Consider the following 22,534-nt stretch of genomic DNA (forward strand, 5'->3'; position numbering starts at 1 on the left):
ACTTTTGCCGATCACGCGCTCTGCTGGGCGGCGGTCGGTTGTCTGACGTGTTTGTATTTGAACAGCGCCACGAAGGCAAAGGCCAGCACCAGCGAATAACCGGCGAAAATCAGCCACACGCTTTGCCAGTCAGTGATCCCCTCAACGGTAAAGTGCTCAACCACTTTGCCGCTCACCATCCCGCCAAGAATACAGCCGAAGCCGTTGGTCATCATCAGGAACATCCCCTGGGCGCTGGCGCGGATTTCCGGGCGCACCTCTTTCTCAACGAATACCGAACCGGAGATGTTGAAGAAGTCGAAGGCGCAGCCGTAGACGATCATCGACAGCACCAGCAGCACAGTGCCGAACGGCGTCGGATCGCCGAAGGCGAACAGGCCGAAGCGCAGCATCCACGCCACGATACTGATAAGCATCACGTTCTTAATGCCGTAGCGGCTGAGGAAGAACGGGATGGTCAGGATAAACAGCGTCTCGGAGATCTGTGAGATCGACATCAGCACCGAGGCGTGCTCGACGATAAAGCTGCCAGCAAACAGTGGATCTTTATCGAAGCTGTGCAGGAAGGTGTTGCCGAACATATTGGTGATTTGCAGCTCGGCGCCGAGCATCATCGAGAAGATGAAGAAGATTGCCATACGTTTGTTTTTAAACAGCGCAAAAGCGTTAAGCCCCAGCATCTCCGTCCAGCTTTGATTGCGCTGGGCGTTGGCGACCGGAATAGGCGGCAGCGTCAGGGTGAACAGCGCCAGCAATACCGACAGCGTTGCGCCAATGTACAACTGCATATGGCTTAGTTCGAAGCCAGAGAAGCTCACGCCCCACATGGCGAGGATAAAGCCGATGGTGCCCCAGATACGAATTGGCGGGAAATCGGTGACGATATCCAGCCCCGCCGACTGCAGGCGGTAGTAGGAGATGGTGTTGATCAAGCCAAGCGTCGGCATATAGGCCAGCGAGTTAAGCAGGATCACGAGGAACATCTCGCCCGGCGTGGTGACCTGCGCCGCCAGATACAGCGTTAACGCGCCGACCAGGTGGCAGATGGCGTATACCCATTTGGCGCTGATCCATTTGTCGGCGACGATGCCGAGCAGTGTCGGCATCAACACCGCGGCGATACCGAGCGAGCTATACACTGCGCCGATTGCCGCGCCGTCAAATTTCAGCGTGACAAACATGTACGAGCCAAGCGTGGTGAGCCAGCTCCCCCAAAGGCAGAACTGCAGGAACGACAATATTTTGAGCTGCAGCTTAAGATTCATGTAGTTATCCTCACGTATGTGGGCTTGTAATGTTTTTAAAATAACATTAATCCCGTTATTTTGATGCGATTCTATCATTCGCTAGCTGAAAGCTTCTGTTAACTGCCGCAGAAAATCGAAAGATATTAAAGAGTATGGCGGAGAATAAGCGCGGCCTCAGCGCGGGGCTGAGGCCGTAGTCGGGAGGAGGGTTATTTACGGCGGTAGCTTTTCTGCGCGGTATTAACTTTGTACAGATAGCGGCGCGATTCCGCCGACGGATGGCGGGTGGTCAGCGTCTGGTAGACGTCCCCTGGGGCCATGCTGTTGATAATATTGGCCGCCTGCACTTTATCGCTGGAGAAGACCCGCAGCACGCTGCCAGCGCCGCCGTTATAGGCTGTGATCACCGCGTAGCGACGCGAGGTGGGGTTATCGATGCCGGCGAGGTAAACATTGTTCAGCATCGCCAGGTAGGCGGTGCCGGTGTCGATATTATTCGCCGGGTCGAACAGATAACTGCGGCTTGGCAGGCCGGATTTACCCTGGGAGCGGAAGACGTCTCTGCCGGCGCTATGCTGTACGACCTGCATCAGCCCCATGGCGTCGGCATGGCTCACCGCATAGGGGTTAAAGGAGGATTCGGTCTGCATAATCGCGAGGATCAGCGACTCATCAACCCCATACTTACGCGAGGCCTGACGCACCATGCCGAGGTATTTATGCGCACGTTTGTCGAGGTGGTTCGGCACCAGGTTAATGGTGATGCTGTAGACCACGCGCAGGCCGTTGTTGCGGCTCTTCAGGCGGGTTTGCAGCAGATAGTCGGCAAAGCGCGCGGCGCGCCACTCCCAGCGAATCGATGCCCCGGTGTTATCCACCACCTGGCCATAGAGGAACGGCTCTTTGGAGATCTGAATATCATCGACATCGGAATAGAGGTCAATGGAGTTGGGGTCATCGCCCATCAGCAGAGTTTTGACGATCGCCTGGCGCAGTCGTCCGCGCGGATCGGTGCCGGAAATGGTCTCGACGGTGATCGTCCCTTCATCAAAGTTGATGTGGCTGCGGGTTTGATACTGGTCGGTGTATTTGACGTAGTCCTTCGGCCCGGCGAGCAGGACTTCGTTATACCCCCAAATGTTCTCGATGTTGTGGGCGAACTGGCCCATCAAAATATCGAATCCGTTCGTGTCCTTGACCCAGGCCTCGTTGTATTCGGCGCCTTTTTTATTGGAACTGGAACACGAAACGAGCAACGGCGCAATCAGCGCGAGCGCTAAGTATTTTTTCATCATTCCGGGCGTGCGTGTTGTGTTTGTTTTTTTAAAGGCCGCAGGGCCCTTACTGTTTTTCCGGCGGCGTGTAGCCTTCGATGTGCACGTCTTTTCCTTCAAACAGGAACTGCACCATCTCCTGCTCAAGCAGTTTGCGGTGCTCCGGGTTCATCATGCTGAGCTTTTTCTCGTTGATCAGCATGGTCTGCTTGTGCTGCCACTGCGCCCAGGCTTCTTTGGAGATTTCGTTATAAATACGCTTTCCGAGCTCGCCCGGATACAGCTGGAAATCCTGACCGTCCGCTTCACGTTGCAGGAAGGTACAAAAAATGGTTCTGCTCATAATCAATCCTCTTTGATAGCCGAAAAATTTATACCGGCGTTCCGGCTTTTAACTGTTGCAACAAGCGCTCCACAGGAGCCGCCAGTCCGACCGACGGCGGCTGCGCTAAGTTATACCAGAGTGCGTTGCCTTCATCCATGCATGCGCCAGATGAGTGCACTGTAAGCCACATCGGCACAATATCCAGGTGGAAATGGCTGAAAGTGTGGCGAAAAGCGGTGAGCTGCGTCAGATGGTCGGCCTTAATCTGGCGCTGCGCCAGCCACTCGCGTAGCTCTGCTTCGTCGGCAAACTGCGGAAAACAGAACAAGCCGCCCCACAGACCCACCGGCGGACGCTGGGAGAGAAACACCTCGTCGCCGTGCTGCATCAGCAGGAAATAGCCAGTGCGTTCCGGGAGGATCTGCTTCGGTTTTTTGCCCGGATATTCCGCCCATGAATGGTTTGCGTAGGCTACACAGCCGTTGCTCAGCGGACACAGCTCGCACTTCGGCTTCGAGCGGGTGCAAACCATTGCCCCGAGATCCATCATCGCCTGGTTGAAGCGCTCGACGCCCTTCGCCGGGGTGACCTCTTCGCTGATGTCCCACAGCCGTTTTTCCACCTCTTTTTTTCCCGGCCAGCCGCTGACAGCATAGCAGCGGGCGAGCACGCGCTTCACGTTGCCGTCAAGAATCGGATAATGCTGACCGAGCGAAAGGGATAAAATCGCCCCCGCCGTTGAGCGCCCGACGCCGGGCAGCGCCGCCACTTCGTCAAAGGTCCGGGGGAATTCCCCGCCGTGCAGTGTGGCGACCTGCTGCGCGGCTTTATGTAAATTGCGCGCCCGCGCGTAGTAGCCAAGGCCGGTCCACAGATGCAGCACCTCATCCAGCGGTGCGTTGGCTAAATCAACAACCGTGGGGAAACGCGCCATAAAGCGTTCAAAATAGGGAATAACCGTGGTCACCTGGGTTTGTTGCAACATCACTTCGGAGAGCCATACTTTGTAGGGCGTCTTGGCGATTTGCCAGGGCAGGGTTTTACGCCCGTATTTGTCGTACCAGTCCAGAACCTGGGCTGAAAATTGCGTGGCGAGAAAAGTCAAAGCTACGGCTCCGGGATCGCGATTACAGGGGGGCAGATTGCAGCATAAGGGCGAGTGGCTGTAAACCCTTGCATCCGCCGGGTAACTTTGGATAATGCCCGTTTTCCGAACACATTCACAAGCAGACCAAACTTTTATGAAAAACGACGTCATCTCTCCGGAATTTGATGAAAACGGCCGTCCGCTGCGCCGTATTCGTAGCTTCGTCCGTCGCCAGGGTCGCCTGACGAAAGGGCAGCAGCATGCGCTGGATAACATTTGGCCGGTGATGGGCGTTGAATTCAACGATGCGCCGCTCGATTTCGCCGCCCTGTTTGGCCGTGACGCGCCGGTCACCCTCGAGATTGGCTTCGGCATGGGCGCCTCGCTGGTGGCGATGGCAAAAGCCAAACCGGAACAGAATTTCCTCGGCATTGAAGTACACTCGCCGGGCGTCGGCGCATGCCTGGCTTCTGCGGAAGAAGAAGGCGTACAAAACTTGCGCGTAATGTGTCACGATGCGGTGGAAGTGCTGCATACGATGATCCCGGATAACTCGCTGAATATGGTGCAACTATTTTTCCCTGATCCGTGGCATAAAGCGCGTCATAATAAACGTCGTATCGTGCAGCCGCCTTTCGCTGAGCTGGTGAAAAGCAAGCTGAAGCTCGGCGGCGTCTTCCATATGGCGACCGACTGGGAAGCCTATGCCGTGCATATGCTGGAAGTGATGTCCTCGCTGGAAGGCTATCGTAACCAATCGGCAAGCAACGATTACGTACCGCGCCCGGAATCGCGCCCGGTAACCAAATTTGAACAGCGTGGCCATCGTCTCGGCCACGGCGTATGGGACTTAATGTTCGAGAGGGTGAAATAATGGCCAAGAATCGTAGCCGTCGTCTGCGTAAAAAAATGCATATCGATGAGTTTCAGGAGTTAGGCTTCTCCGTCGCCTGGCGTTTCCCGGAAGGGACCAGCGAAGAGCAGATCGACCAGACGGTCAACGATCTGATTGAAGAGGTGATTGAGCCGAACAAGCTGGCCTTCGACGGCAGCGGTTATCTCTCCTGGGAAGGGCTTATCTGCATGCAGGAGATCGGTAAATGCACCGAAGAGCATCAGGCCATCGTACGCAAATGGCTGGAAGCGCGTAAGTTAGAGGATGTGCGCACCAGCGAACTTTTTGACGTCTGGTGGGACTAAGTTTGACAAGGGTCGGCAATTGCCGGCCCGTTTTGTCTTAAGGGAGTTTTATGATGCGTAAAACGCTGCTGGCGGTGGCGCTCTCCGTCACCGCTTTGTCTGCCCATGCGGACTACCAGTGTAGCGTCACGCCGCGTGACGATGTGATCCTCAGCCCGCAGCAGGTCCAGGTGAAAGGGGAAAATGGCGATCTGGTGATAAAGCCGGACGGCAATTTGACCTTTAACGGCAAGGCCTATGCGCTCAGCGCCGCCCAGCGCGAGCAGGCGCAGGATTATCAGGCCAGTCTGCGCAGCAGCCTGCCGTGGATTGACGAAGGCGCGCGTTCGCGAGTCGAAAAAAGCCGTAAGGCGCTGGATAAAATCATTACCGAACAGGTTGGCGCCAACAGCAGCATGCATGGTCGCCTGACCAAGCTGGACGCGCAGCTCAAAGAGCAGATGAACCGCATCATTGAGCGCCGCAGCGATGGCCTGACCTTCCACTATAAAGCCATCGACCAGGTGCGCGCCGACGGCCAGCAGCTGGTGAATCAGGCGATGGGCGGCATTCTGCAGGACAGCATTAACGAGATGGGGGCGAAAGCGGTGCTTAAAGGCGGCGGTAACCCGCTGCAGGGTATTCTCGGCAGCCTCGGCGGCCTGCAAACGGCGATTCAGGATGAATGGAAAAACCAGGAGGCCGATTTCCAGCAGTTTGGTAAAGACGTCTGCAGCCGGGTGGTCTCGCTGGAGGACAGCCGCAAGTCGCTGGTTGGCTCGCTGAAATAATGACATGGCGGTCCGCTTGCCGGCAGGACCGCTTCTGCGTTTACTCGTTCAGAAATAACTCAAGCAGGGAATTCAAAAACAGCTTACCGTGCTCGGTGATCTGCCAGTTCTGCTCGTCTTCATGCAGATAGCCCTGGGCTATCGCCGCCTCCAGCTGCGGGCGGATCGCCGCTTCCTCAAGACCGGTATAGCGTCTGAATTCGTCGCGCGGCGCGGCCTCCAGCAGGCGGAAACGGTTCATAAAGAACTCAAACGGTTTATCTGCGTCTTCCACATCATGCTGACGCTCGAGGTAACGGCCTTCCATATACCCGCGCGGGTGGCGGGTTTTGGCGGTACGCAGGATACGTCCGTCAGGGAAGGTGATCTTGCCGTGCGCGCCGCAGCCGATGCCGAGGTAGTCGCCAAAGCGCCAGTAGTTGAGATTATGCTGACACTGGAAGCCCGGCTTAGCGTAAGCGGACGTCTCGTACTGCTGATAGCCGGCGGCGCTCAGCAGCTGATGCCCCTGCTCGAAAATATCCCATAGCGCGTCGTCATCCGGCAGCACCGGCGGCCGGGAGCCGAACAAGGTGTTTGGCTCAATGGTCAGCTGGTACCACGACAGGTGCGGCGGGTTGAGGGCAATGGCCTGACGCAGATCGTCCAGCGCCTCCTCCAGCGACTGGTCCGGCAAACCGTGCATCAGATCGAGATTGAAGCTGCGCAGGCCGAGACCGCTGGCGAGACGTGCGGCGCGCTTGGCCTCCTCCGGGCCGTGGATCCGCCCCAGACGCTGCAGCTTCGGTTCGCTAAAGCTTTGTACGCCGATGGAGATGCGGTTCACCCCGGCGCGCTGGTAATCAACGAAGCGATCGGCCTCCACGGTACCCGGGTTGGCTTCCATGGTGATTTCCGCCCCGGCGGCCAGCGGCAGGCAGGTGCGGACGCCATCCAGCAGGGTTTGCATGGCCGGGCCGGACAGCAGGCTCGGCGTACCGCCGCCGATAAAAATAGTGCCTATTTCCCGTCCCTGGGCATATTGCGCATCAGCCTGCAGATCGTTCAGCAGATGCTGGACATAGTCATCGTGCGGCACCTCGCCTTTCAGCGCATGCGAATTAAAGTCGCAGTACGGACATTTCTGCACGCACCAGGGAATATGAATATAGAGACTCAGCGGCGGCAAATTAGCCATTACGTAATGCTTCCAGTAACAGTTTCAGCGCCTGCCCGCGATGGGAAATGGCGCTCTTTTCTTCACGGCTCAATTCGGCCGCGGTTTTCCCTTCTGACGGGACGAAGAAGATTGGGTCGTAGCCGAAACCGCCATGACCGGCGGCTTGGCGGGTGATTACCCCAGGCCAGCTGCCGTGGCACACCAGCGGCGTGGGATCCTCGGCATGGCGCAGATAGACCAGCACGCAGTGGAACTGCGCCTGACGCTGGTCGTCCGGCACGTCCTTTAACGCGTCGAGCAGCTTCTCAAGATTCTGCTGGTCGCTGGCGTCGACGCCGGAATAGCGGGCGGAGTAAATACCCGGCGCGCCGCCAAGAGCATCGACGGCCAGACCGGAATCGTCAGCGATGGCCGGCAGGCCGGTGATCTGCGCCGCGTGGCGCGCTTTCAGAATCGCGTTTTCAATAAAGGTCAGGCCGGTCTCTTCCGCAGAGTCCACGCCCAGCTCGGTTTGAGCGACGATATCGAGACCAAAATCTTCCAGCAGCGAGGCCAGTTCGCGCACTTTACCGGCGTTACCGGTAGCGAGGACGACTTTTTGCATGATGAATCCTGTTTATTCAGTTAGCGCCGCGACCGCAGTCGGGATCTGTTGTGGGGCGATGATTTTAACTTGCTTATGGCGGCCCAGCTCGCCTTTTTCAATCAGTACCTGGCTTTTGGCGACGCGGAACTGTTTGGCGAGAAATTTCACCAAGTGGGCATTGGCCTGGCCATCAACGGGCGGGGCGGTAATGGCGACTTTAAGCTCGTCGCCATGTACGCCCACGATGCTATCGCGGCTGGCCTTAGGCTGAATGTACAGCCTCAGCACCAGCCCGTCAGCGCAGGTTTCAACGGCACTCATAGCGCCATCCACAGCCCCGGCAGCAGTACATTACCGGTGGCCTGCAGCACCTCGGCGACGCCCATATTGATTACGTACAACAGCAGTACCAGCACCATCGGCGAGAAATCGATACCGCCCATCGACGGCAGCAGGTTGCGGATAGGGCGCAGCAGCGGGTCCGCCAGCTGCATCAGCACGTACTCCACAGGACTGCGCCCCTGGCTGACCCAGCTCATGATCGCCATCAGCAGCAGCACCCAGAAGATCAACGAGCCGATGGTTTTCAGCAGAATAAGCAGAGCGGAGATCCAGATGATCGGCTGGAAGGTGATCACCATAAACAGCACGATCGCTTTGATGACGCAGAGAATAAATGCCACCAGCAGCGAGGCGCTGTCAATCGGCCCCATTGCCGGGATAATCCGGCGCAGCGGCCCGACAATCGGCTGCGTGGCTTTCACCACAAACTGCGAAAAGGGGTTGTAAAAGTCGCAGCGCGCCCACTGCATCCAGACGCGTAACAACACGACCATCGTGTAAAGCTCAATGACCGTTGAAAGCAGGAAAGTCAACGTCTTCATGGCGTTCCTCTGATTCCTTATTATTTGCTGTAGTCGCGCGCACCAAAAATGGCTGTACCGATGCGCACCATCGTGCTTCCCGCCGCGATTGCGGCTTCCATATCGTCCGACATTCCCAGAGACAACGTATCGACCGTGGGGTACCGCGTTTTTAATCGCGCAAATGCTACCGCCATTTGCCGGGCGACGGCAAACTGCCTTACATATTCTGACTCAGGCGCGGGGATCGCCATCAGACCGCGCAGCTCCAGATGAGGTAACTCAGCGATCTCCGCCGCTAAGCCATCGAGCGCTTCCAGCGGGATGCCGGATTTGCTCTGTTCATCGCTGATGTTAATTTGAATCAGCACCTTCAGCGGCGGCAAATGCGCCGGGCGCTGCTCGTTCAGGCGGGTGGCGATTTTCAGCCGATCGACGGTGTGGCACCAGTCAAAATGCTCTGCCACCAATCGGCTTTTGTTGGACTGCAGGGGGCCAATAAAGTGCCACTGCAGCCCGCTGACGCCAGCCTGCTGGAAATGGTTAATTTTCTCCACGCCCTCCTGGACGTAGTTTTCACCAAATGCCCGTTGGCCTGCCGCAATGGCTTCTTCGATCGCGCTCGCAGGTTTCGTTTTACTCACTGCAAGCAATGTCACTTCTTCTGGCGCACGCCCGCATCGGGCGGCAGCACCGGAGATTTTGTCCCGGACCTGTGCCAGGTTATGCGCAATATCGTTCATATTCCGAGGATGAGTTATGAAGCTGGAAGAAATCGTAGCCCTTAGTGTAAAGCATAATGTCTCCGATCTACACCTGTGCAATTCCGCCGCACCGCGCTGGCGGCGGCAGGGCAAGCTGGAGCCCGCCCCCTTTCCCGCACCGGATATTGCGGATTTACTCAACGACTGGCTCGATGCAGGACAGTTACTGCACTGGCAGGAACACGGCCAGATTGACTTTGCGCTGACCCTGACCTGCGGTTCGCGGCTGCGAGCCAGCGCGTTCGCCCATACGCGTGGAATATCGCTGGTGCTGCGGCTCCTTCCTGAACAATGCCCGCGTCTGGAGACACTGGGCGCCCCGCCTGCGCTGAGCGAGCTGTTGGCAGAAGAGAGTGGTTTGCTGTTGGTGACCGGAGCGACGGGCAGCGGCAAGTCGACTACCCTGGCGGCAATGGTGGGGTACCTCAATCAGCGTCTTGATGGCCATATTCTGACCCTGGAGGACCCGGTGGAGTTTATTCATCACAGCGAGCGCTGCCTGATCCAGCAGCGGGAGATTGGCCGTCACTGTCCTTCGTTCGCCGCGGCGATCCGCGTGGCGTTGCGCCAGGATCCGGATGTGATCCTGCTCGGGGAGCTACGCGACAGCGAAACCATTCGCCTGGCGTTAACCGCGGCGGAGACCGGGCACCTGGTAATGGCGACATTACATACCCGCGGCGCGGCGCCGGCGGTGGAGAGATTAATCGATGTTTTTCCGGCGGAGGAGAAAGATCAGGTTCGCAGCCAGCTTGCCGGAAGCCTGTGCGCGGTGCTGGCGCAAAAATTGTTACCTGCACGTCAGGGCGGGAGAGTTGCGCTATACGAGCTTCTGGTCAACACGCCAGCGGTGGCGAATTTGATCCGTGAAGGAAAAGTACATCAATTGCCTGGTGTGATGCAGACCGGGATGCAGGCCGGAATGTTGACCTTTACCCAGAGTTTTCAGCAACGTGTCGCTGCAGGCGCGCTATAAGATGAGAAAGAGACTGATATGACGGGTTAAATGATATGTTAGATGAATGTTTATTTGTTGTTTATTAATATTATTTGGTAATACAAATAACTTTTGATTATAAATTCAAATAACACATTCAGATTAGATATGTCGACAGTGAATACGCATTTCCAGGAAAAAAGTTTGATTATCTTTTGACAGCTTTGAGTCATTCGATTTATGCTGTTTGTGGGAATAGGATGATTCTCATGGAATAACGTTTCAGTTTGTAAGTTACCTTGGTGATTTATAAATTCACGACTGTTTGTATCTTTTTTTATTCATTTAACCACCATGGCGGTGGGTAACAGCTAAGGAGAGTTTTAAGTGATTAATTCAAATGGAAATTCATCATCTTCTCGTCAGGTAACCTTTATTACCCACCCGTCTATTCAAAGCAAAGCCTTTGCCAGCTATCTGAGCGAAACCCTGATGGCACCGGTGGTTTTACAAAATATTAATAAACCGCTGGCGCAGCGTCTGGCAAAAGATTCTGTAATATTATTTGATATCGCAGTGTCAAATAAGAAATTAAACGGGGTGTGGCGGGATATTATTCGCCTGCAGGCAGATAATCCTCGTTTGTTGATTATTAATAGCGCACAAAAGTATGAGTTATACGAAATGGCGCAGTGGCCGGCTTTATATGGTGTATTCCGCCATGACGATGATGAATCGCGCTTAATTGAGGGCGTTAAGGCCGTGCTGAACGGCGAACAGACGGCTGAATTGAGCGTGATGCACCCGGCGATGTACGCTGCGGACCATGCATCGACTCCAGTAGAGAACTCGCCTCTGACGGAACGGGAATGCGAGATCCTCAACGAACTGCGCTGCGGCGCGACGAACCTGGATATCGCCCGGGCGCTGTTTATCAGCGAGAACACGGTGCGGACGCACCTGTATAATGTATTTCGTAAGCTAAGCGTGAAGAATCGCACCCAGGCGGTGAGCTGGGCTAACGAACATCTGCGCCACTAAGCGGGAAAACGTGCGCCGTCAGCAGCCTGCCAGCGGCGCAGGAGGGCAGAGCTTAAAAGCTCTGCTCGAAGTAGCTTTCCAGAATGACGACCGCAGAGGCCGAATCGACGCTGCCTTTATTCAGCGCCCGATAGCCGCCATGTTCAAACAGGCCCGCGCGGGCCTCGACCGTACTCAGCCGTTCATCGTGGAGAAGGATCGCGACGCCAAAGCGGCCATGAATTTTATTGGCGAAATTACGCGCGCGCGCCGTCAGCGGTTGCTCGGTGCCGTCCATATTCAGCGGCAGGCCGACGATCACCGCCTCAGGCTGCCACTCTTTAAGCAGCTTTTCGATGACGTTCCAGTCCGGTCTACCGTCCTGCGCTTTCAGCGCGGGCAGTGGCCGTGCGGTTGCGGTGATGCGTTGACCCACCGCCACGCCGATGCTTTTGGTGCCGAAATCAAAGCCGAGAAAGGTTCCACTCATCATGCATGCCCCGCGACGCCAGGCATCGTCACAATATCGATACCAATCAGTTTAGCCGCCTCGCGCCAGCGATCGGCAATCGGCGTGCGGAAGAGAATATTCTGGTCCGCCGGCGCGGTGAGCCAGGCATTATCTAAAATCTCCTGCTCCAGTTGCCCTTTCTCCCATGAGGCGTAGCCCAGCGCAACCAGCACGTTGCCCGGCTGCCGATCGGTACCTAAGGTTTCAAGGACATCCCGTGAGGTGGTGATCACCGTGTTATCCGAAATGCGGATGCTTGAGGAAAAGTCAGAGGGCGGGGTATGCAGTATAAAACCGCGGTCTTCCGCCAGCGGGCCGCCCAGCATTACCGGTTTATCCAGGCGGATCTCCGGGTTGCGCGGCTCCGGGACAATTTTGAGTTTCTCGAGGATCCCTTCCACCTGCAGATTTTCCAGCGGCTTATTGATAATAATGCCCATGGCACCCTCATCGTTATACTCGCAGATATAGACCACGGAGCGGCGGAAAATAGGGTCCTGAAGCGCAGGCATGGCAATCAGAAAGTGATGCTGTAAATTCATTGTCAGAGGTTCTGTTCCTGGTTCAAAAAAGCAACACCCAGTATGCGGGCAAAGTAGAATGGTGTCGATGCACTTTATCTGGCAGGTGCCCAGGTGACGCCTGGCTGGCAGCGTTTTACGAGCGCGGTAACCCGCGCTCGCAGCGTCATCAGCGGGCGTTTACCCCTGGTGCTTATTTAGCGATACGTCTCTCGATAGCGTCCATCAGCATGCCGGTGATCGAAATATCCGGGAAGGCGGCTTCGATTTCGCGTACGCAGGTGGGGCTGGTGACGTTAATTTCCGTCAGACGGTCGCCGATGATATCCAGGCCGACGAAGATAAGGCCTTTGGCCTTCAGCGTCGGGCCGACGCGGCGGGCGATTTCCCAGTCGCTTTCGGTCAACGGGCGAGCTTCGCCACGGCCGCCGGCGGCCAGATTGCCGCGGGTCTCGCCGCCCTGCGGAATTCGCGCCAGGCAATAAGGCACCGGCTCGCCATCCACTACCAACACGCGCTTGTCGCCATCTTTAATGGCCGGCAGATAGTTCTGCGCCATGCAGTAGCGGCTGCCCAGTTCGGTCAGCGTCTCGGCAATAACGCCAAGGTTTGGATCGCCGGCTTTAACACGGAAAATAGAGGCGCCGCCCATACCGTCGAGCGGTTTCATGATGATATCGCCGTGTTTTTCCCAGAAGGCTTTCAACTGGGCTTTATTGCGGGTGACCAGTGTTTCCGGGGTCAGTTCAGAGAACCAGGCGGTGAACAGCTTCTCGTTACAATCGCGCAGGCTCTGCGGCTTGTTGACGATAAGCGTGCCTTTCTCTTCCGCTCGCTCCAGGATGTAGGTGGCATAAATAAATTCGGTATCGAACGGCGGATCCTTACGCATCAGGATGACGTCAAGGTCCGCCAGCGGCAGATCCTGCTCGCCGGTGAAGTCATACCATTTATCATAGTTCTGTTCGACGTTCAGCGTGCGCGTCCGGGCGCGGGCGTCGCCGTTGATCAAATAAAGGTCGTTCATCTCCATGTAATGGAGTTCATAGCCGCGACGCTGCGCTTCCAGCAACATAGCGAAGCTGGTGTCTTTCTTGATGTTGATGGTTGCGATGGGATCCATCACGATGCCGAGCTTGATCATGGTTCTTCTCCGTTAACGCCTCAACCTAAGTCGCCAAAACGCACCTGCAGGGCGGTGATGGCGGTGAGCGCAGTAGTCTCTGTACGCAGAACGCGCGGTCCCAACAGGATATCAGTAAACTGGTATTGCGCGGTCATCGCTATTTCTTCAGCCGACAGCCCACCTTCCGGACCAATCAGCAGACGGACGCGTTCAACCGGCAGCAGCAGCGTGTTAATGCTGGCGCTGGCGCGCGGGTGCAGGTTGAGCTTCAGCCCGCTGTCCTGCTCGGCGCACCACGCCTCTAACTGCATCGCCGGACGTATTTCCGGTACCACGTTACGACCGCTCTGTTCGCAGGCGGCAATAGCGATTTTCTGCCACTGCTGGATCTTTTTCTGCAAACGTTCGGCATCCAGTTTAACGCCGCAGCGCTCGGAAAACAGTGGCGTTATGAGGCTTACCCCGAGTTCGATCGATTTCTGGATGGTGAATTCCATTTTTTCGCCGCGGGACATCACCTGGCCTAAATGGATATGCAGCGGCGATTCCCGATCGTCGGGTTCGCCACTGAGGACTTCAACCGTAACGTTTTTCTTACCGGCCTCGGTGATGACGGCATCAAACACCTGGTTACTGCCGTCGAATAGCTGAATGTGCTGGCCGGCGGTCATGCGCAGGACGCGGCCGACGTGGTTGGCTGCGTCATCGCTCAGCGCAATCTGGCTGCCGACAATGAGGCGTTCTGGATGATGGATGCGAGGAATGCGCATGCTTGATATTCCGTTCGTTGCGCAGATGCCAGCTTCCCGCCGCCAGGCGGGAAGCACAGGGCTGCAAATTAACAATTGCCGCTAGTGTAGGTTAGCTCTTTTGCGCCTGGCAAGCCTGCTGGACATACGGATTATGGTTGCCCTGCACTTTCGCAATGCGCTCATCGCGCTCACACTCCCAGGCGGTGACCGGGTACTGTTTATCCCATGCGGTAAACAGCTGAGTTTGCTGGCGGGAAAGATTCAGCTGGTAGCGGTCGCGCATATAGAAGTAGGTGCGGGCGATAGCGCCGCGGGCGCGGGCTGGGGGCTCGGCGACTTTATCTTTAAAATCGACCTTCATGGTGCACTGGCCGTACTGGCCTTCGCCACCGTTCCACTGGCTGTACATAAAGTTGCCGCGATCGCCATTCACTTCTCCCACCGCCGGCTGCAGGTTGTGCATATCGCTTTCCATTTTGCGGTATTCAGGATCTTTGGCGCAGTTTTTACGTCCGCCCTCCTGCCAGCACTGACGCTGATGGCCGAACTGCCACGCCGGCACCACGTGCTCCCATTCAACCCGGCTGGCACGGTTCTCATTTTTACGCACTTTATAGCCGCAAGATTCCAAATCGATAATGCCTTTTTTCCCCTGCCAGTCGATTTTACAGCCGCAATAAAAATCACCAGGAACGTCGGCATTCACTTTGACGCCAGCGGCTTTGGCCTGGGAAAAACTATTAATACCTGCGGCCGCAAGCGGGCCACTGACTGCCGCGCTCAATACCGCTACGGCTAAAACATGCATACGGGACATCGTTAACTCCGTGTCAAAACGAGCCCGCAACGTAGCGAATGAGGGTGCCGGATGCAATCAGTCAGATCAGAAAGTTTCTAAATAATTCCAATGGTTATTTTTCAGCTATCAGCAGATCGCCGCAGCGAACGCAGCGGTAAGTGGCCTCGCCGCGTACCACCCGGTTATGGCGACGGACGGTGAGCTGATGCTGCTGACAGCGGCAGCGATAGGGGAAGGTGTTCTGGCGAACCGAATCGAGTTCAAAGCGGTGGGTGCGACGCGCAGGAACGCCAAGGACGCTCTCCATCATCCATTTCCACTCTTTTCCGTGCGGCGCGACGCGGCCAAAATGCTGCCAGACCAGCAGGTGTGCCAGCTCATGCGGCACCACTTCATCGATAAACTCCTGCTGATTTTCCAGCAGCAGCACCGGGTTTAAACGAATTTCGTTTTTCTCCAGCCAGGCGGTGCCGGCGGAGGTACCGCGCTGCTGGTAGATCAGCGTCGGCTCCGCGTAGCGGCGTTCCAGCTTGCGGTTCGCATTGGCGAGATGCTCTCGCAGGCTGCGCATAACGGCCTGCTGAATAGCGATGGGAATACGGGGTGTTTTCATAGCGCCAGAGGATAGTGCGACGGGCAGGGGAGAGCAAGAGGAAGCTTCCTCCCCGGGAGGGAGGAAGCTCAGGCGGGTTAGTCGCGGGCGCCGATTTCGCGCAGCGGACGACCCTGCATCAGATTACGTTCAATATGTTCCAGCGAGACGTTTTTGGTTTCCGGGATCAGCCACAGCGTCAGCAGGATAAACAGCACGTTCAGACCGCCGTATACCCAGAAGGTATTGGCGCTGCCCAGCGAGTTGAGCATGGTCAGGAAGGTGGCGCCGACAATCATGTTGGCAATCCAGTTGGTCGCTGTGGAGCAGGTGATACCGAAGTCGCGGCCTTTCAGCGGCTGGATTTCGGAGCAAAGTACCCAAATCAGCGGGCCAGCACTCATGGCGAAACCGACGATGAACATCAGCAGCATCAGGACGGCGATGTACTGGGCGGTAGAGGAGTGAATGCCGATGTGCATCATGGTGCCCAGGACGCCCATTCCTGCGGCCATCACGATAAAGCCAAGGATCAGCGTCGGTTTACGGCCCCAGCGGTCGACCAGACCGATGGCGATAAAGGTGGCCAGCACGTTGGTCAGACCGACGATTACCGTCCCCCACATCTGCTCAGTGGTGTTGGCATAACCCGCCAGCTCAAAGATCTTCGGCGCGTAGTACATGATGACGTTCATCCCGGTGAACTGTTGCATCACCTGCAGCAGAATGCCGAGGAACACCGCGCGGCGGAAGTTGCTATTGTCTTTAAACAGTGACCAGCCGGACTGTTTTACCTTGAGGCTTTCACGGATTTCATCGAGCTCGCGTTTCGCTTCAGCGCTGGTATCGCGCAGGCGCAGCAGCACGCGTTCCGCATCGACGAAGCGACGTTTGGCGGCGAACCAGCGCGGGCTGTCCGGCAGGAAGATAACGCCGATCAGCAGCAATACCGCCGGAATGATGATAACCCCGAGCATCCAGCGCCATGCGCCGCTGTAGCTGAAAGCGGTGTCAGAGAGATAGGCGCCAAGGATCCCGATGGTGATCATCAGCTGGTACATGGAAATCATACTGCCGCGAATTTTTTCCGGCGCGATTTCCGATAGATACAGCGGAGCCGTGTATGAGGCGACACCCACCGCCAGGCCGAGCAGCACGCGGGAAACCAGCAGGATCTCAACGTTTGGCGCGGCAGCAGAGAACAGAGAACCGGCAACGAAGAGGATGGCGCCGATCATCAGGCTCTTTTTCCGGCCCAGTTTGAAAGAGAGCCAGCCGCTGCCAACTGCACCGACGGCGGCGCCGAACATCATAGAGCTGACCACCCACTCCTGAGTGTGAGCGGAAATCTGGAACTCATTGGCAATAAAGGGTAAGGCACCCGCAATAACACCGATATCCAGGCCGAACAGCAGACCAGCCAGCGCGGCGAGGAAACAGACGAAGAACGTCATAGTCTTGTTCGAACGCCCTTGTTTTTTGTTGTCAGGCATAACGCCCTCCAGTTGAGTTATTGATTCTGTCGATGGTTAGGGTAGGACACTCGTCGGTAAAAAAACGTGATTATAGTCACGGCTGTGTAATCGTTTACACAAAGGTAAAGAAACGTAATGCATTAAATGCTTTTTAAATCAGCAATATAAACAAGGATAGACGACATTTTGAAAAACGGTAATCAGAGTTGACCGAAACAATATGTAACATTGTGAAAAATGGGTACAGGAGATAGCGTCTTTGGGCAGAAGGTGACAGTCTTTACGATGTAATCGCTTTCATTTTTTGGCGGCCGCGCGTTGAAATGGGGGCGCAGAAAAGGGGGGGGTAAATAAAAAGGCCAGCGCGAGGCTGGCCTTGAACAGAGGAAGCGCGGTACTTACTTCAGACCGGCCGCTTCGCGCAGCAGAGCCGCTTTGTCGGTTTTTTCCCATGGGAAATGTTCGCGACCAAAGTGACCGTAGGCTGCGGTTTCTTTGTAGATCGGATGCAGCAGATCCAGCATCTGAATCAGGCCGTATGGACGCAGGTCGAAGAACTCGCGCACCAGCAGGGTCAGCTGTTCAGAAGGCACTTTCTCGGTGCCAAAGGTTTCCACCATGATGGACGTTGGTTCTGCAACGCCGATAGCGTAAGAAACCTGAATTTCGCAACGATCGGCCAGGCCTGCGGCAACGATGTTCTTCGCCACATAGCGCGCTGCGTAGGCTGCGGAACGGTCAACTTTTGATGGATCTTTACCGGAGAACGCGCCGCCGCCGTGACGAGCCATGCCGCCGTAGGTATCAACGATGATCTTACGACCGGTCAGACCGCAGTCGCCCATCGGGCCGCCGATAACGAAACGGCCGGTCGGGTTGATGAAGAATTTGGTCGAAGCGTTCAGCCATTCGGTCGGCAGAATCGGCTTGATAATCTCTTCCATCACTGCTTCCTGCAGGGATTTCTGATCGATATCTTCCGCGTGCTGAGTGGACAGAACGACCGCGTCGATACCGACGATTTTGCCGTCGTCATACTGGAAGGTCACCTGGCTTTTCGCATCCGGGCGCAGCCACGGCAGGGTGCCGTTTTTACGCACTTCGGCCTGGCGCTGCACCAGACGGTGAGCGTAAGTCACCGGTGCCGGCATCAGCACGTCGGTTTCGTTAGTGGCGTAGCCAAACATCAGCCCCTGGTCGCCAGCGCCTTGCTCCAGCGGATCGGCACGGTCAACGCCCTGGTTGATGTCCGGAGACTGTTTACCAATGGCGCTTAGTACGGCGCACGAATTGGCGTCAAAGCCCATATCGGAATGCACGTAGCCAATTTCGCGGACGGTGTTGCGAGTGATCTCTTCGATATCAACCCATGCGCTGGTGGTGATTTCGCCGCCTACCAGCACCATGCCGGTTTTGACATAGGTTTCACATGCGACACGCGCTTTCGGATCCTGCTCGAGGATGGCATCCAGCACGGCATCAGAGATTTGGTCAGCAATTTTGTCAGGATGCCCTTCTGATACGGACTCAGACGTAAAAAGGTGTTTTGCCATATTTTATTTCACCTGTGGACGATTCGGGTAGCTCATACTGTTGTGTAATGTGGCTTTGGTGGATTATCAGCGCAAAGCCGCGCAGGTTGCGACACGAGCAGTCTGAGTGTTAATCAGTATAGACGGATTAACTTCTGGACGGCCATTTTAGGTCAAATCTTGAGCCCATTTCCAGCCTTTTTTGATGGCGGTCGCATTTATGGGAAAACGGGTCTGGCAAATTTCCCTGACAACGGCGCAACCGGACACATTTTTATTTTGCTTTTTACCCCGCTTCTCGGTATAAAACGCCGCGCGCGGCTCATTAAAAAAGCGCACGGGGCATGGCCCTGTGGTGCCACTTCCAGCCGGGTTAAGCAGTCTGTATTTACAGAATCTCGCAGCGGCGTAGCGCCTGTTGCCCGGTATGTATAGCTTTGGCTTGTCGCCGACCCTGTCGCAGGGCGGTGTGGAGGTGATACCAGATAATGAACCAACGTTTTTCGCTTGATTCGTCGCGTCGTTCTGTCGCGCGTCAGCACTCCGCAACCTGCATCTCTCTCATGCAAACCAGCCGATGTTCACCCCATCTCGGCGCTTCTCAGGATTCCAGGGCCGGTCGGCCGTCAGAAAACTGAACAAGGGCGCTCTTGCCTGGCAAGAGTTTTCTCGTGGTTTCTCCGGACTGTCATACTCTGTTCGGCTACGTGTTTTACGATGATATGAATAAGAAACCGGTCGCGCAGTCGCAAAACCAGCAGATAGTGCTGGGCTTTAGGACTGTTCATGGGTTGTTATCGCATCTTTGGACTGCGATAGTAGTTAACTGTCTTACACTTATTATTAAAAATTGAGGTTCGCTATGTCTGACGACATGTCTATGGTTTCGCCTTCGTCAGCAGGCGAACACGGTGTACTACGTTCCATGCAGGAGGTAGCGATGAGCTCCCAGGAAGCCAGCAAGATGCTGCGTACTTATAATATTGCCTGGTGGGGCAATAACTATTATGACGTCAACGAACTGGGCCACATCAGCGTTTGCCCGGATCCGGACGTCCCGGAAGCGCGCGTTGACCTCGCGGAATTAGTCAAAGCCCGCGAGGCGCAAGGGCAACGTTTGCCGGCGCTGTTCTGCTTCCCGCAGATCCTGCAGCACCGCCTGCGCTCGATCAACGCCGCCTTCAAACGCGCGCGTGAATCGTACGGCTATAACGGCGATTACTTCCTCGTCTACCCAATTAAGGTTAACCAGCACCGTCGCGTGATTGAATCGCTGATCCATTCCGGCGAGCCGCTGGGCCTGGAAGCCGGTTCGAAAGCGGAACTGATGGCCGTGCTGGCGCACGCCGGGATGACCCGCAGCGTCATTGTCTGTAATGGTTATAAAGACCGCGAATATATCCGTCTGGCGCTGGTGGGCGAGAAGATGGGCCACAAGGTCTATCTGGTCATCGAGAAGATGTCCGAGATCGCTATCGTGCTGGAAGAGGCCGAGCGCCTGAACGTGGTGCCGCGCCTCGGCGTACGTGCGCGTCTGGCCTCGCAGGGCTCCGGTAAATGGCAGTCCTCCGGCGGCGAGAAGTCCAAGTTCGGCCTCGCAGCGACCCAGGTACTGCAGCTGGTTGAGATCCTGCGTGCCGCAGGGCATCTTGACAGCCTGCAACTGCTGCACTTCCACCTCGGTTCGCAGATGGCTAACATTCGCGATATCGCCACCGGCGTGCGTGAATCGGCGCGTTTCTACGTCGAACTGCATAAGCTGGGCGTCAATATTCAGTGCTTCGACGTCGGCGGCGGCCTGGGCGTGGACTATGAAGGCACCCGCTCGCAGTCCGACTGCTCGGTGAACTACGGTCTGAACGAATACGCCAACAATATCATCTGGGCGATCGGCGATGCCTGCGAAGAGAATGGTCTGCCGCACCCGACGGTGATCACCGAGTCCGGCCGCGCGGTGACCGCGCACCATACCGTGCTGGTTTCCAATATCATCGGCGTGGAGCGTAACGAATACACCGAGGCGACCCCGCCGGCGGAAGACGCTGCGCGTCCGCTGCAGAGCATGTGGGAAACCTGGCTGGAGATGCACGAGACCGGCAACCGCCGCTCGCTGCGCGAATGGCTGCACGACAGCCAGATGGACCTGCACGATATCCATATCGGCTACTCCTCCGGTACTTTCAACCTGCAGGAGCGCGCCTGGGCCGAGCAGCTGTATCTGAACATGTGCCATGAGGTGCAGAAGCAGCTCGACCCGAGCAACCGCGCCCATCGTCCCATCATCGATGAGCTGCAGGAGCGAATGGCGGATAAAATCTACGTCAACTTCTCGTTGTTCCAGTCGATGCCGGATGCCTGGGGGATCGATCAGCTGTTCCCGGTGATGCCGCTGGAAGGACTGAACAAGTCGCCGGAGCGCCGTGCAGTGCTGCTGGACATCACCTGTGACTCTGATGGCGCCATCGATCACTACGTAGACGGCGACGGGATCGCCACCACCATGCCGATGCCGGAATACGACCCGGAGAACCCGCCGATGCTGGGCTTCTTTATGGTCGGCGCCTATCAGGAGATCCTCGGCAACATGCACAACCTGTTTGGCGATACCGAGGCGGTGGACGTGTTCGTCTTCCCTGACGGCAGCGTTGAGGTTGAGCTGTCCGACGAGGGCGATACCGTGGCAGATATGCTGCAGTATGTGCAGCTGGATCCGAACACGCTGCTGACCCAGTTCCGCGATCAGGTGAAAAACACCGGCCTGGACGATGCGTTGCAGCAGCAGTTCCTCGAAGAGTTTGAGGCGGGTCTCTACGGCTATACTTATCTGGAAGACGAGTAACCGCTGATGCCCGGTAGCGCTGCGCTTACCGGGCCTGCGCATGTCTGCCGGATAAGGCGAAGCCGCCAGCTGGCCGAATGCGATACTCACTTGAACCCGTATGCATTACCGGCGATAATTCACGCCAATAAGCGATTTTTCTATCAAACCCTTCCTCGTCGGGCCTAACGACGCGGAGGGGTTTTTTTATACTTATTTTTTACGTTCCACGACTGCGAAAAGAGGTCATATCCATGAGCACTTTAGGTCATCAATACGATAACTCCCTGGTATCCAATGCCTTTGGCTTTCTGCGTTTGCCGATGAACTTCATGCCGTATGAAAGCGATGCGGACTGGGTCATCACCGGCGTGCCGTTCGATATGGCGACCTCCGGGCGCGCGGGTGGCCGTCATGGCCCGGCGGCTATCCGTCAGGTTTCCACTAACCTTGCCTGGGAGCACAACCGTTTCCCGTGGAACTTCGACATGCGCGAACGCCTGAACGTGGTGGACTGCGGCGATCTGGTGTACGCCTTCGGCGACGCGCGCGAAATGAGCGAGAAGCTGCAGGCTCACGCCGAGAAGCTGCTGGCGGCCGGCAAACGTATGCTCTCCTTTGGCGGCGACCACTTCGTTACCCTGCCGCTGCTGCGCGCCCACGCCAAGCACTTCGGTAAAATGGCGCTGGTACATTTCGATGCCCATACTGATACCTACGCCAACGGCTGCGAGTTCGACCATGGCACCATGTTCTACACCGCGCCGAACGAAGGGCTTATCGATCCGAACCACTCGGTGCAGATCGGGATCCGCACCGAGTTCGACAAAGACAATGGCTTTACGGTACTGGACGCCGGCCAGGTTAACGACCGCAGCGTTGATGACGTGATTGCCCAGGTGAAGCAGATCGTCGGCGACATGCCGGTGTACCTGACCTTTGATATCGACTGTCTGGATCCGGCGTTTGCGCCAGGCACCGGTACCCCGGTTATCGGCGGGCTGACCTCCGACCGCGCGATCAAGCTGGTGCGCGGCCTGAAGGATCTGAACATCGTTGGGATGGACGTGGTGGAAGTCGCCCCGGCCTACGATCAGTCCGAAATCACCGCCCTGGCGGCGGCGACTCTGGCGCTGGAGATGCTGTACATCCAGGCGGCGAAGAAGGGCGAATAAC

Annotated in this window: 26 protein-coding genes; 9 read left to right on the forward strand and 17 right to left on the reverse strand. The window is 56.5% G+C overall.

Features of this window, described 5'->3' with window-relative positions; translation table 11 throughout:
- Positions 1-11 precede the first annotated feature (11 nt).
- The 4 genes from LGL98_RS03690 to mutY all read right to left on the reverse strand — a co-directional run bounded on the left by LGL98_RS03690 (position 12) and on the right by mutY (position 3,951).
- Entirely contained in the window at positions 12-1,265 is a 1,254-nt protein-coding gene (locus LGL98_RS03690) for a nucleoside permease (protein ID WP_032731250.1), read from the reverse strand.
- A gap of 191 nt (positions 1,266-1,456) precedes the next feature.
- Entirely contained in the window at positions 1,457-2,539 is a 1,083-nt protein-coding gene (gene mltC / locus LGL98_RS03695; protein WP_136031465.1) for a membrane-bound lytic murein transglycosylase MltC, read from the reverse strand.
- A gap of 49 nt (positions 2,540-2,588) precedes the next feature.
- Positions 2,589-2,864 (reverse strand): oxidative damage protection protein, encoded by a 276-nt coding sequence (locus tag LGL98_RS03700; protein ID WP_004105744.1) that lies wholly within the window; start codon positions 2,862-2,864, stop codon positions 2,589-2,591.
- Between the two features lie 28 nt (positions 2,865-2,892).
- Complete coding sequence (gene mutY / locus LGL98_RS03705) at positions 2,893-3,951, reverse strand: A/G-specific adenine glycosylase (RefSeq protein ID WP_136031441.1); 1,059 nt, start codon at positions 3,949-3,951, stop codon at positions 2,893-2,895.
- 136 nt (positions 3,952-4,087) lie between these two features.
- Here mutY and trmB point away from each other — a divergent pair, with 136 nt between their 5' ends.
- From trmB to LGL98_RS03720, 3 genes are read left to right on the forward strand one after another with little or no spacing between them, the layout of a single operon-like run.
- Entirely contained in the window at positions 4,088-4,807 is a 720-nt protein-coding gene (trmB, locus tag LGL98_RS03710; protein WP_002916627.1) for a tRNA (guanosine(46)-N7)-methyltransferase TrmB, read from the forward strand.
- Positions 4,807-5,133, forward strand: a complete 327-nt coding sequence (locus tag LGL98_RS03715; protein WP_002916620.1) for a YggL family protein — start codon at positions 4,807-4,809, stop codon at positions 5,131-5,133. The genes trmB and LGL98_RS03715 overlap by 1 nt, the downstream gene beginning before the upstream one ends.
- A 50-nt stretch (positions 5,134-5,183) precedes the next feature.
- On the forward strand, positions 5,184-5,903 hold the full coding sequence (locus LGL98_RS03720) for a YggN family protein (RefSeq protein ID WP_095032735.1): 720 nt from the start codon (positions 5,184-5,186) through the stop codon (positions 5,901-5,903).
- A 40-nt stretch (positions 5,904-5,943) separates the two neighbouring features.
- Here the strand turns inward: LGL98_RS03720 and hemW are convergent, their stop codons facing one another.
- From hemW to LGL98_RS03745, 5 genes are read right to left on the reverse strand one after another with little or no spacing between them, the layout of a single operon-like run.
- Positions 5,944-7,080 carry a radical SAM family heme chaperone HemW gene (gene hemW, locus LGL98_RS03725; protein ID WP_136031443.1) on the reverse strand — a complete coding sequence of 379 codons (1,137 nt, stop codon included), beginning with the start codon at positions 7,078-7,080 and terminating at the stop codon, positions 5,944-5,946.
- Positions 7,073-7,666: an XTP/dITP diphosphatase gene (locus LGL98_RS03730; protein WP_002916615.1), complete on the reverse strand. Its 594-nt coding sequence runs from the start codon at positions 7,664-7,666 to the stop codon at positions 7,073-7,075. Before LGL98_RS03730 ends, hemW begins: the two co-directional genes overlap by 8 nt.
- 12 nt (positions 7,667-7,678) lie before the next feature.
- Positions 7,679-7,969, reverse strand: coding sequence for a DUF167 family protein YggU (yggU, locus tag LGL98_RS03735; RefSeq protein WP_002916614.1), 291 nt, complete (start codon positions 7,967-7,969; stop codon positions 7,679-7,681).
- The gene (locus LGL98_RS03740; protein WP_004205182.1) at positions 7,966-8,532 is read right to left on the reverse strand and encodes a YggT family protein; all 567 of its coding nucleotides are present in this window, start codon (positions 8,530-8,532) and stop codon (positions 7,966-7,968) included. Before LGL98_RS03740 ends, yggU begins: the two co-directional genes overlap by 4 nt.
- Before the next feature lie 20 nt (positions 8,533-8,552).
- Complete coding sequence (locus tag LGL98_RS03745) at positions 8,553-9,254, reverse strand: YggS family pyridoxal phosphate-dependent enzyme (RefSeq protein WP_004144780.1); 702 nt, start codon at positions 9,252-9,254, stop codon at positions 8,553-8,555.
- A 16-nt stretch (positions 9,255-9,270) separates the two neighbouring features.
- On the opposite strand from LGL98_RS03745, the gene LGL98_RS03750 reads away from it, so the two are divergent.
- Together LGL98_RS03750 and LGL98_RS03755 are read left to right on the forward strand one after the other, a co-directional pair.
- Entirely contained in the window at positions 9,271-10,251 is a 981-nt protein-coding gene (locus LGL98_RS03750; protein ID WP_136031446.1) for a type IV pilus twitching motility protein PilT, read from the forward strand.
- Positions 10,252-10,599: 348 nt separating this feature from the next.
- On the forward strand, positions 10,600-11,253 hold the full coding sequence (locus LGL98_RS03755; RefSeq protein WP_136031448.1) for a LuxR C-terminal-related transcriptional regulator: 654 nt from the start codon (positions 10,600-10,602) through the stop codon (positions 11,251-11,253).
- Between the two features lie 52 nt (positions 11,254-11,305).
- On the opposite strand, the gene ruvX is transcribed toward LGL98_RS03755, so the two are convergent.
- From ruvX to metK, 8 genes are all read right to left on the reverse strand, one after another.
- A complete protein-coding gene (gene ruvX / locus LGL98_RS03760) occupies positions 11,306-11,722 on the reverse strand; it encodes a Holliday junction resolvase RuvX (protein WP_136031467.1) in 417 nt (138 codons plus the stop codon).
- Positions 11,722-12,285, reverse strand: a complete 564-nt coding sequence (locus LGL98_RS03765) for a YqgE/AlgH family protein (RefSeq protein WP_025713491.1) — start codon at positions 12,283-12,285, stop codon at positions 11,722-11,724. The genes ruvX and LGL98_RS03765 overlap by 1 nt, the downstream gene beginning before the upstream one ends.
- 172 nt (positions 12,286-12,457) lie before the next feature.
- Positions 12,458-13,408, reverse strand: coding sequence for a glutathione synthase (gene gshB, locus LGL98_RS03770; RefSeq protein WP_136031450.1), 951 nt, complete (start codon positions 13,406-13,408; stop codon positions 12,458-12,460).
- Between the two features lie 20 nt (positions 13,409-13,428).
- Entirely contained in the window at positions 13,429-14,160 is a 732-nt protein-coding gene (rsmE, locus tag LGL98_RS03775; RefSeq protein WP_136031451.1) for a 16S rRNA (uracil(1498)-N(3))-methyltransferase, read from the reverse strand.
- 91 nt (positions 14,161-14,251) lie between these two features.
- On the reverse strand, positions 14,252-14,959 hold the full coding sequence (endA, locus tag LGL98_RS03780) for a deoxyribonuclease I (RefSeq protein ID WP_136031453.1): 708 nt from the start codon (positions 14,957-14,959) through the stop codon (positions 14,252-14,254).
- Positions 14,960-15,053: 94 nt separating this feature from the next.
- Positions 15,054-15,554, reverse strand: a complete 501-nt coding sequence (locus LGL98_RS03785) for a SprT family zinc-dependent metalloprotease (protein ID WP_136031455.1) — start codon at positions 15,552-15,554, stop codon at positions 15,054-15,056.
- A 77-nt stretch (positions 15,555-15,631) separates the two neighbouring features.
- On the reverse strand, positions 15,632-17,026 hold the full coding sequence (locus LGL98_RS03790) for a sugar porter family MFS transporter (RefSeq protein WP_002916587.1): 1,395 nt from the start codon (positions 17,024-17,026) through the stop codon (positions 15,632-15,634).
- 380 nt (positions 17,027-17,406) lie between these two features.
- Entirely contained in the window at positions 17,407-18,561 is a 1,155-nt protein-coding gene (gene metK, locus LGL98_RS03795; protein WP_004149807.1) for a methionine adenosyltransferase, read from the reverse strand.
- Between the two features lie 542 nt (positions 18,562-19,103).
- Here metK and yqgG point away from each other — a divergent pair.
- The 4 genes from yqgG to speB all read left to right on the forward strand — a co-directional run bounded on the left by yqgG (position 19,104) and on the right by speB (position 22,533).
- A complete protein-coding gene (gene yqgG / locus LGL98_RS26440; protein WP_474286830.1) occupies positions 19,104-19,178 on the forward strand; it encodes a small protein YqgG in 75 nt (24 codons plus the stop codon).
- A gap of 84 nt (positions 19,179-19,262) precedes the next feature.
- Positions 19,263-19,394, forward strand: a complete 132-nt coding sequence (yqgB, locus tag LGL98_RS03805) for an acid stress response protein YqgB (protein WP_002916578.1) — start codon at positions 19,263-19,265, stop codon at positions 19,392-19,394.
- A gap of 8 nt (positions 19,395-19,402) precedes the next feature.
- Positions 19,403-21,379 carry a biosynthetic arginine decarboxylase gene (speA, locus tag LGL98_RS03810; protein ID WP_004205167.1) on the forward strand — a complete coding sequence of 659 codons (1,977 nt, stop codon included), beginning with the start codon at positions 19,403-19,405 and terminating at the stop codon, positions 21,377-21,379.
- Positions 21,380-21,612: 233 nt separating this feature from the next.
- Positions 21,613-22,533: an agmatinase gene (speB, locus tag LGL98_RS03815; RefSeq protein ID WP_002916572.1), complete on the forward strand. Its 921-nt coding sequence runs from the start codon at positions 21,613-21,615 to the stop codon at positions 22,531-22,533.
- Position 22,534 lies beyond the last annotated feature (1 nt).

It is taken from the genome of Klebsiella africana (assembly GCF_020526085.1).
Taxonomy (GTDB): Bacteria; Pseudomonadota; Gammaproteobacteria; order Enterobacterales; family Enterobacteriaceae; genus Klebsiella; species Klebsiella africana.

What these genes read in the sequence shown, in the direction of transcription:
- LGL98_RS03690 (WP_032731250.1), bottom strand. Translation starts at nt 1,265, where the DNA reads ATGAATCTTAAGCTGCAGCTCAAAATATTGTCGTTCCTGCAGTTCTGC.
- mltC (WP_136031465.1), bottom strand. Translation starts at nt 2,539, where the DNA reads ATGAAAAAATACTTAGCGCTCGCGCTGATTGCGCCGTTGCTCGTTTCG.
- LGL98_RS03700 (WP_004105744.1), bottom strand. Translation starts at nt 2,864, where the DNA reads ATGAGCAGAACCATTTTTTGTACCTTCCTGCAACGTGAAGCGGACGGT.
- trmB (WP_002916627.1), top strand. Translation starts at nt 4,088, where the DNA reads ATGAAAAACGACGTCATCTCTCCGGAATTTGATGAAAACGGCCGTCCG.
- LGL98_RS03715 (WP_002916620.1), top strand. Translation starts at nt 4,807, where the DNA reads ATGGCCAAGAATCGTAGCCGTCGTCTGCGTAAAAAAATGCATATCGAT.
- LGL98_RS03720 (WP_095032735.1), top strand. Translation starts at nt 5,184, where the DNA reads ATGATGCGTAAAACGCTGCTGGCGGTGGCGCTCTCCGTCACCGCTTTG.
- hemW (WP_136031443.1), bottom strand. Translation starts at nt 7,080, where the DNA reads ATGGCTAATTTGCCGCCGCTGAGTCTCTATATTCATATTCCCTGGTGC.
- LGL98_RS03730 (WP_002916615.1), bottom strand. Translation starts at nt 7,666, where the DNA reads ATGCAAAAAGTCGTCCTCGCTACCGGTAACGCCGGTAAAGTGCGCGAA.
- yggU (WP_002916614.1), bottom strand. Translation starts at nt 7,969, where the DNA reads ATGAGTGCCGTTGAAACCTGCGCTGACGGGCTGGTGCTGAGGCTGTAC.
- LGL98_RS03740 (WP_004205182.1), bottom strand. Translation starts at nt 8,532, where the DNA reads ATGAAGACGTTGACTTTCCTGCTTTCAACGGTCATTGAGCTTTACACG.
- LGL98_RS03745 (WP_004144780.1), bottom strand. Translation starts at nt 9,254, where the DNA reads ATGAACGATATTGCGCATAACCTGGCACAGGTCCGGGACAAAATCTCC.
- LGL98_RS03750 (WP_136031446.1), top strand. Translation starts at nt 9,271, where the DNA reads ATGAAGCTGGAAGAAATCGTAGCCCTTAGTGTAAAGCATAATGTCTCC.
- ruvX (WP_136031467.1), bottom strand. Translation starts at nt 11,722, where the DNA reads ATGAGTGGAACCTTTCTCGGCTTTGATTTCGGCACCAAAAGCATCGGC.
- LGL98_RS03765 (WP_025713491.1), bottom strand. Translation starts at nt 12,285, where the DNA reads ATGAATTTACAGCATCACTTTCTGATTGCCATGCCTGCGCTTCAGGAC.
- gshB (WP_136031450.1), bottom strand. Translation starts at nt 13,408, where the DNA reads ATGATCAAGCTCGGCATCGTGATGGATCCCATCGCAACCATCAACATC.
- rsmE (WP_136031451.1), bottom strand. Translation starts at nt 14,160, where the DNA reads ATGCGCATTCCTCGCATCCATCATCCAGAACGCCTCATTGTCGGCAGC.
- endA (WP_136031453.1), bottom strand. Translation starts at nt 14,959, where the DNA reads ATGTCCCGTATGCATGTTTTAGCCGTAGCGGTATTGAGCGCGGCAGTC.
- LGL98_RS03785 (WP_136031455.1), bottom strand. Translation starts at nt 15,554, where the DNA reads ATGAAAACACCCCGTATTCCCATCGCTATTCAGCAGGCCGTTATGCGC.
- LGL98_RS03790 (WP_002916587.1), bottom strand. Translation starts at nt 17,026, where the DNA reads ATGCCTGACAACAAAAAACAAGGGCGTTCGAACAAGACTATGACGTTC.
- metK (WP_004149807.1), bottom strand. Translation starts at nt 18,561, where the DNA reads ATGGCAAAACACCTTTTTACGTCTGAGTCCGTATCAGAAGGGCATCCT.
- yqgB (WP_002916578.1), top strand. Translation starts at nt 19,263, where the DNA reads ATGAATAAGAAACCGGTCGCGCAGTCGCAAAACCAGCAGATAGTGCTG.
- speA (WP_004205167.1), top strand. Translation starts at nt 19,403, where the DNA reads ATGTCTGACGACATGTCTATGGTTTCGCCTTCGTCAGCAGGCGAACAC.
- speB (WP_002916572.1), top strand. Translation starts at nt 21,613, where the DNA reads ATGAGCACTTTAGGTCATCAATACGATAACTCCCTGGTATCCAATGCC.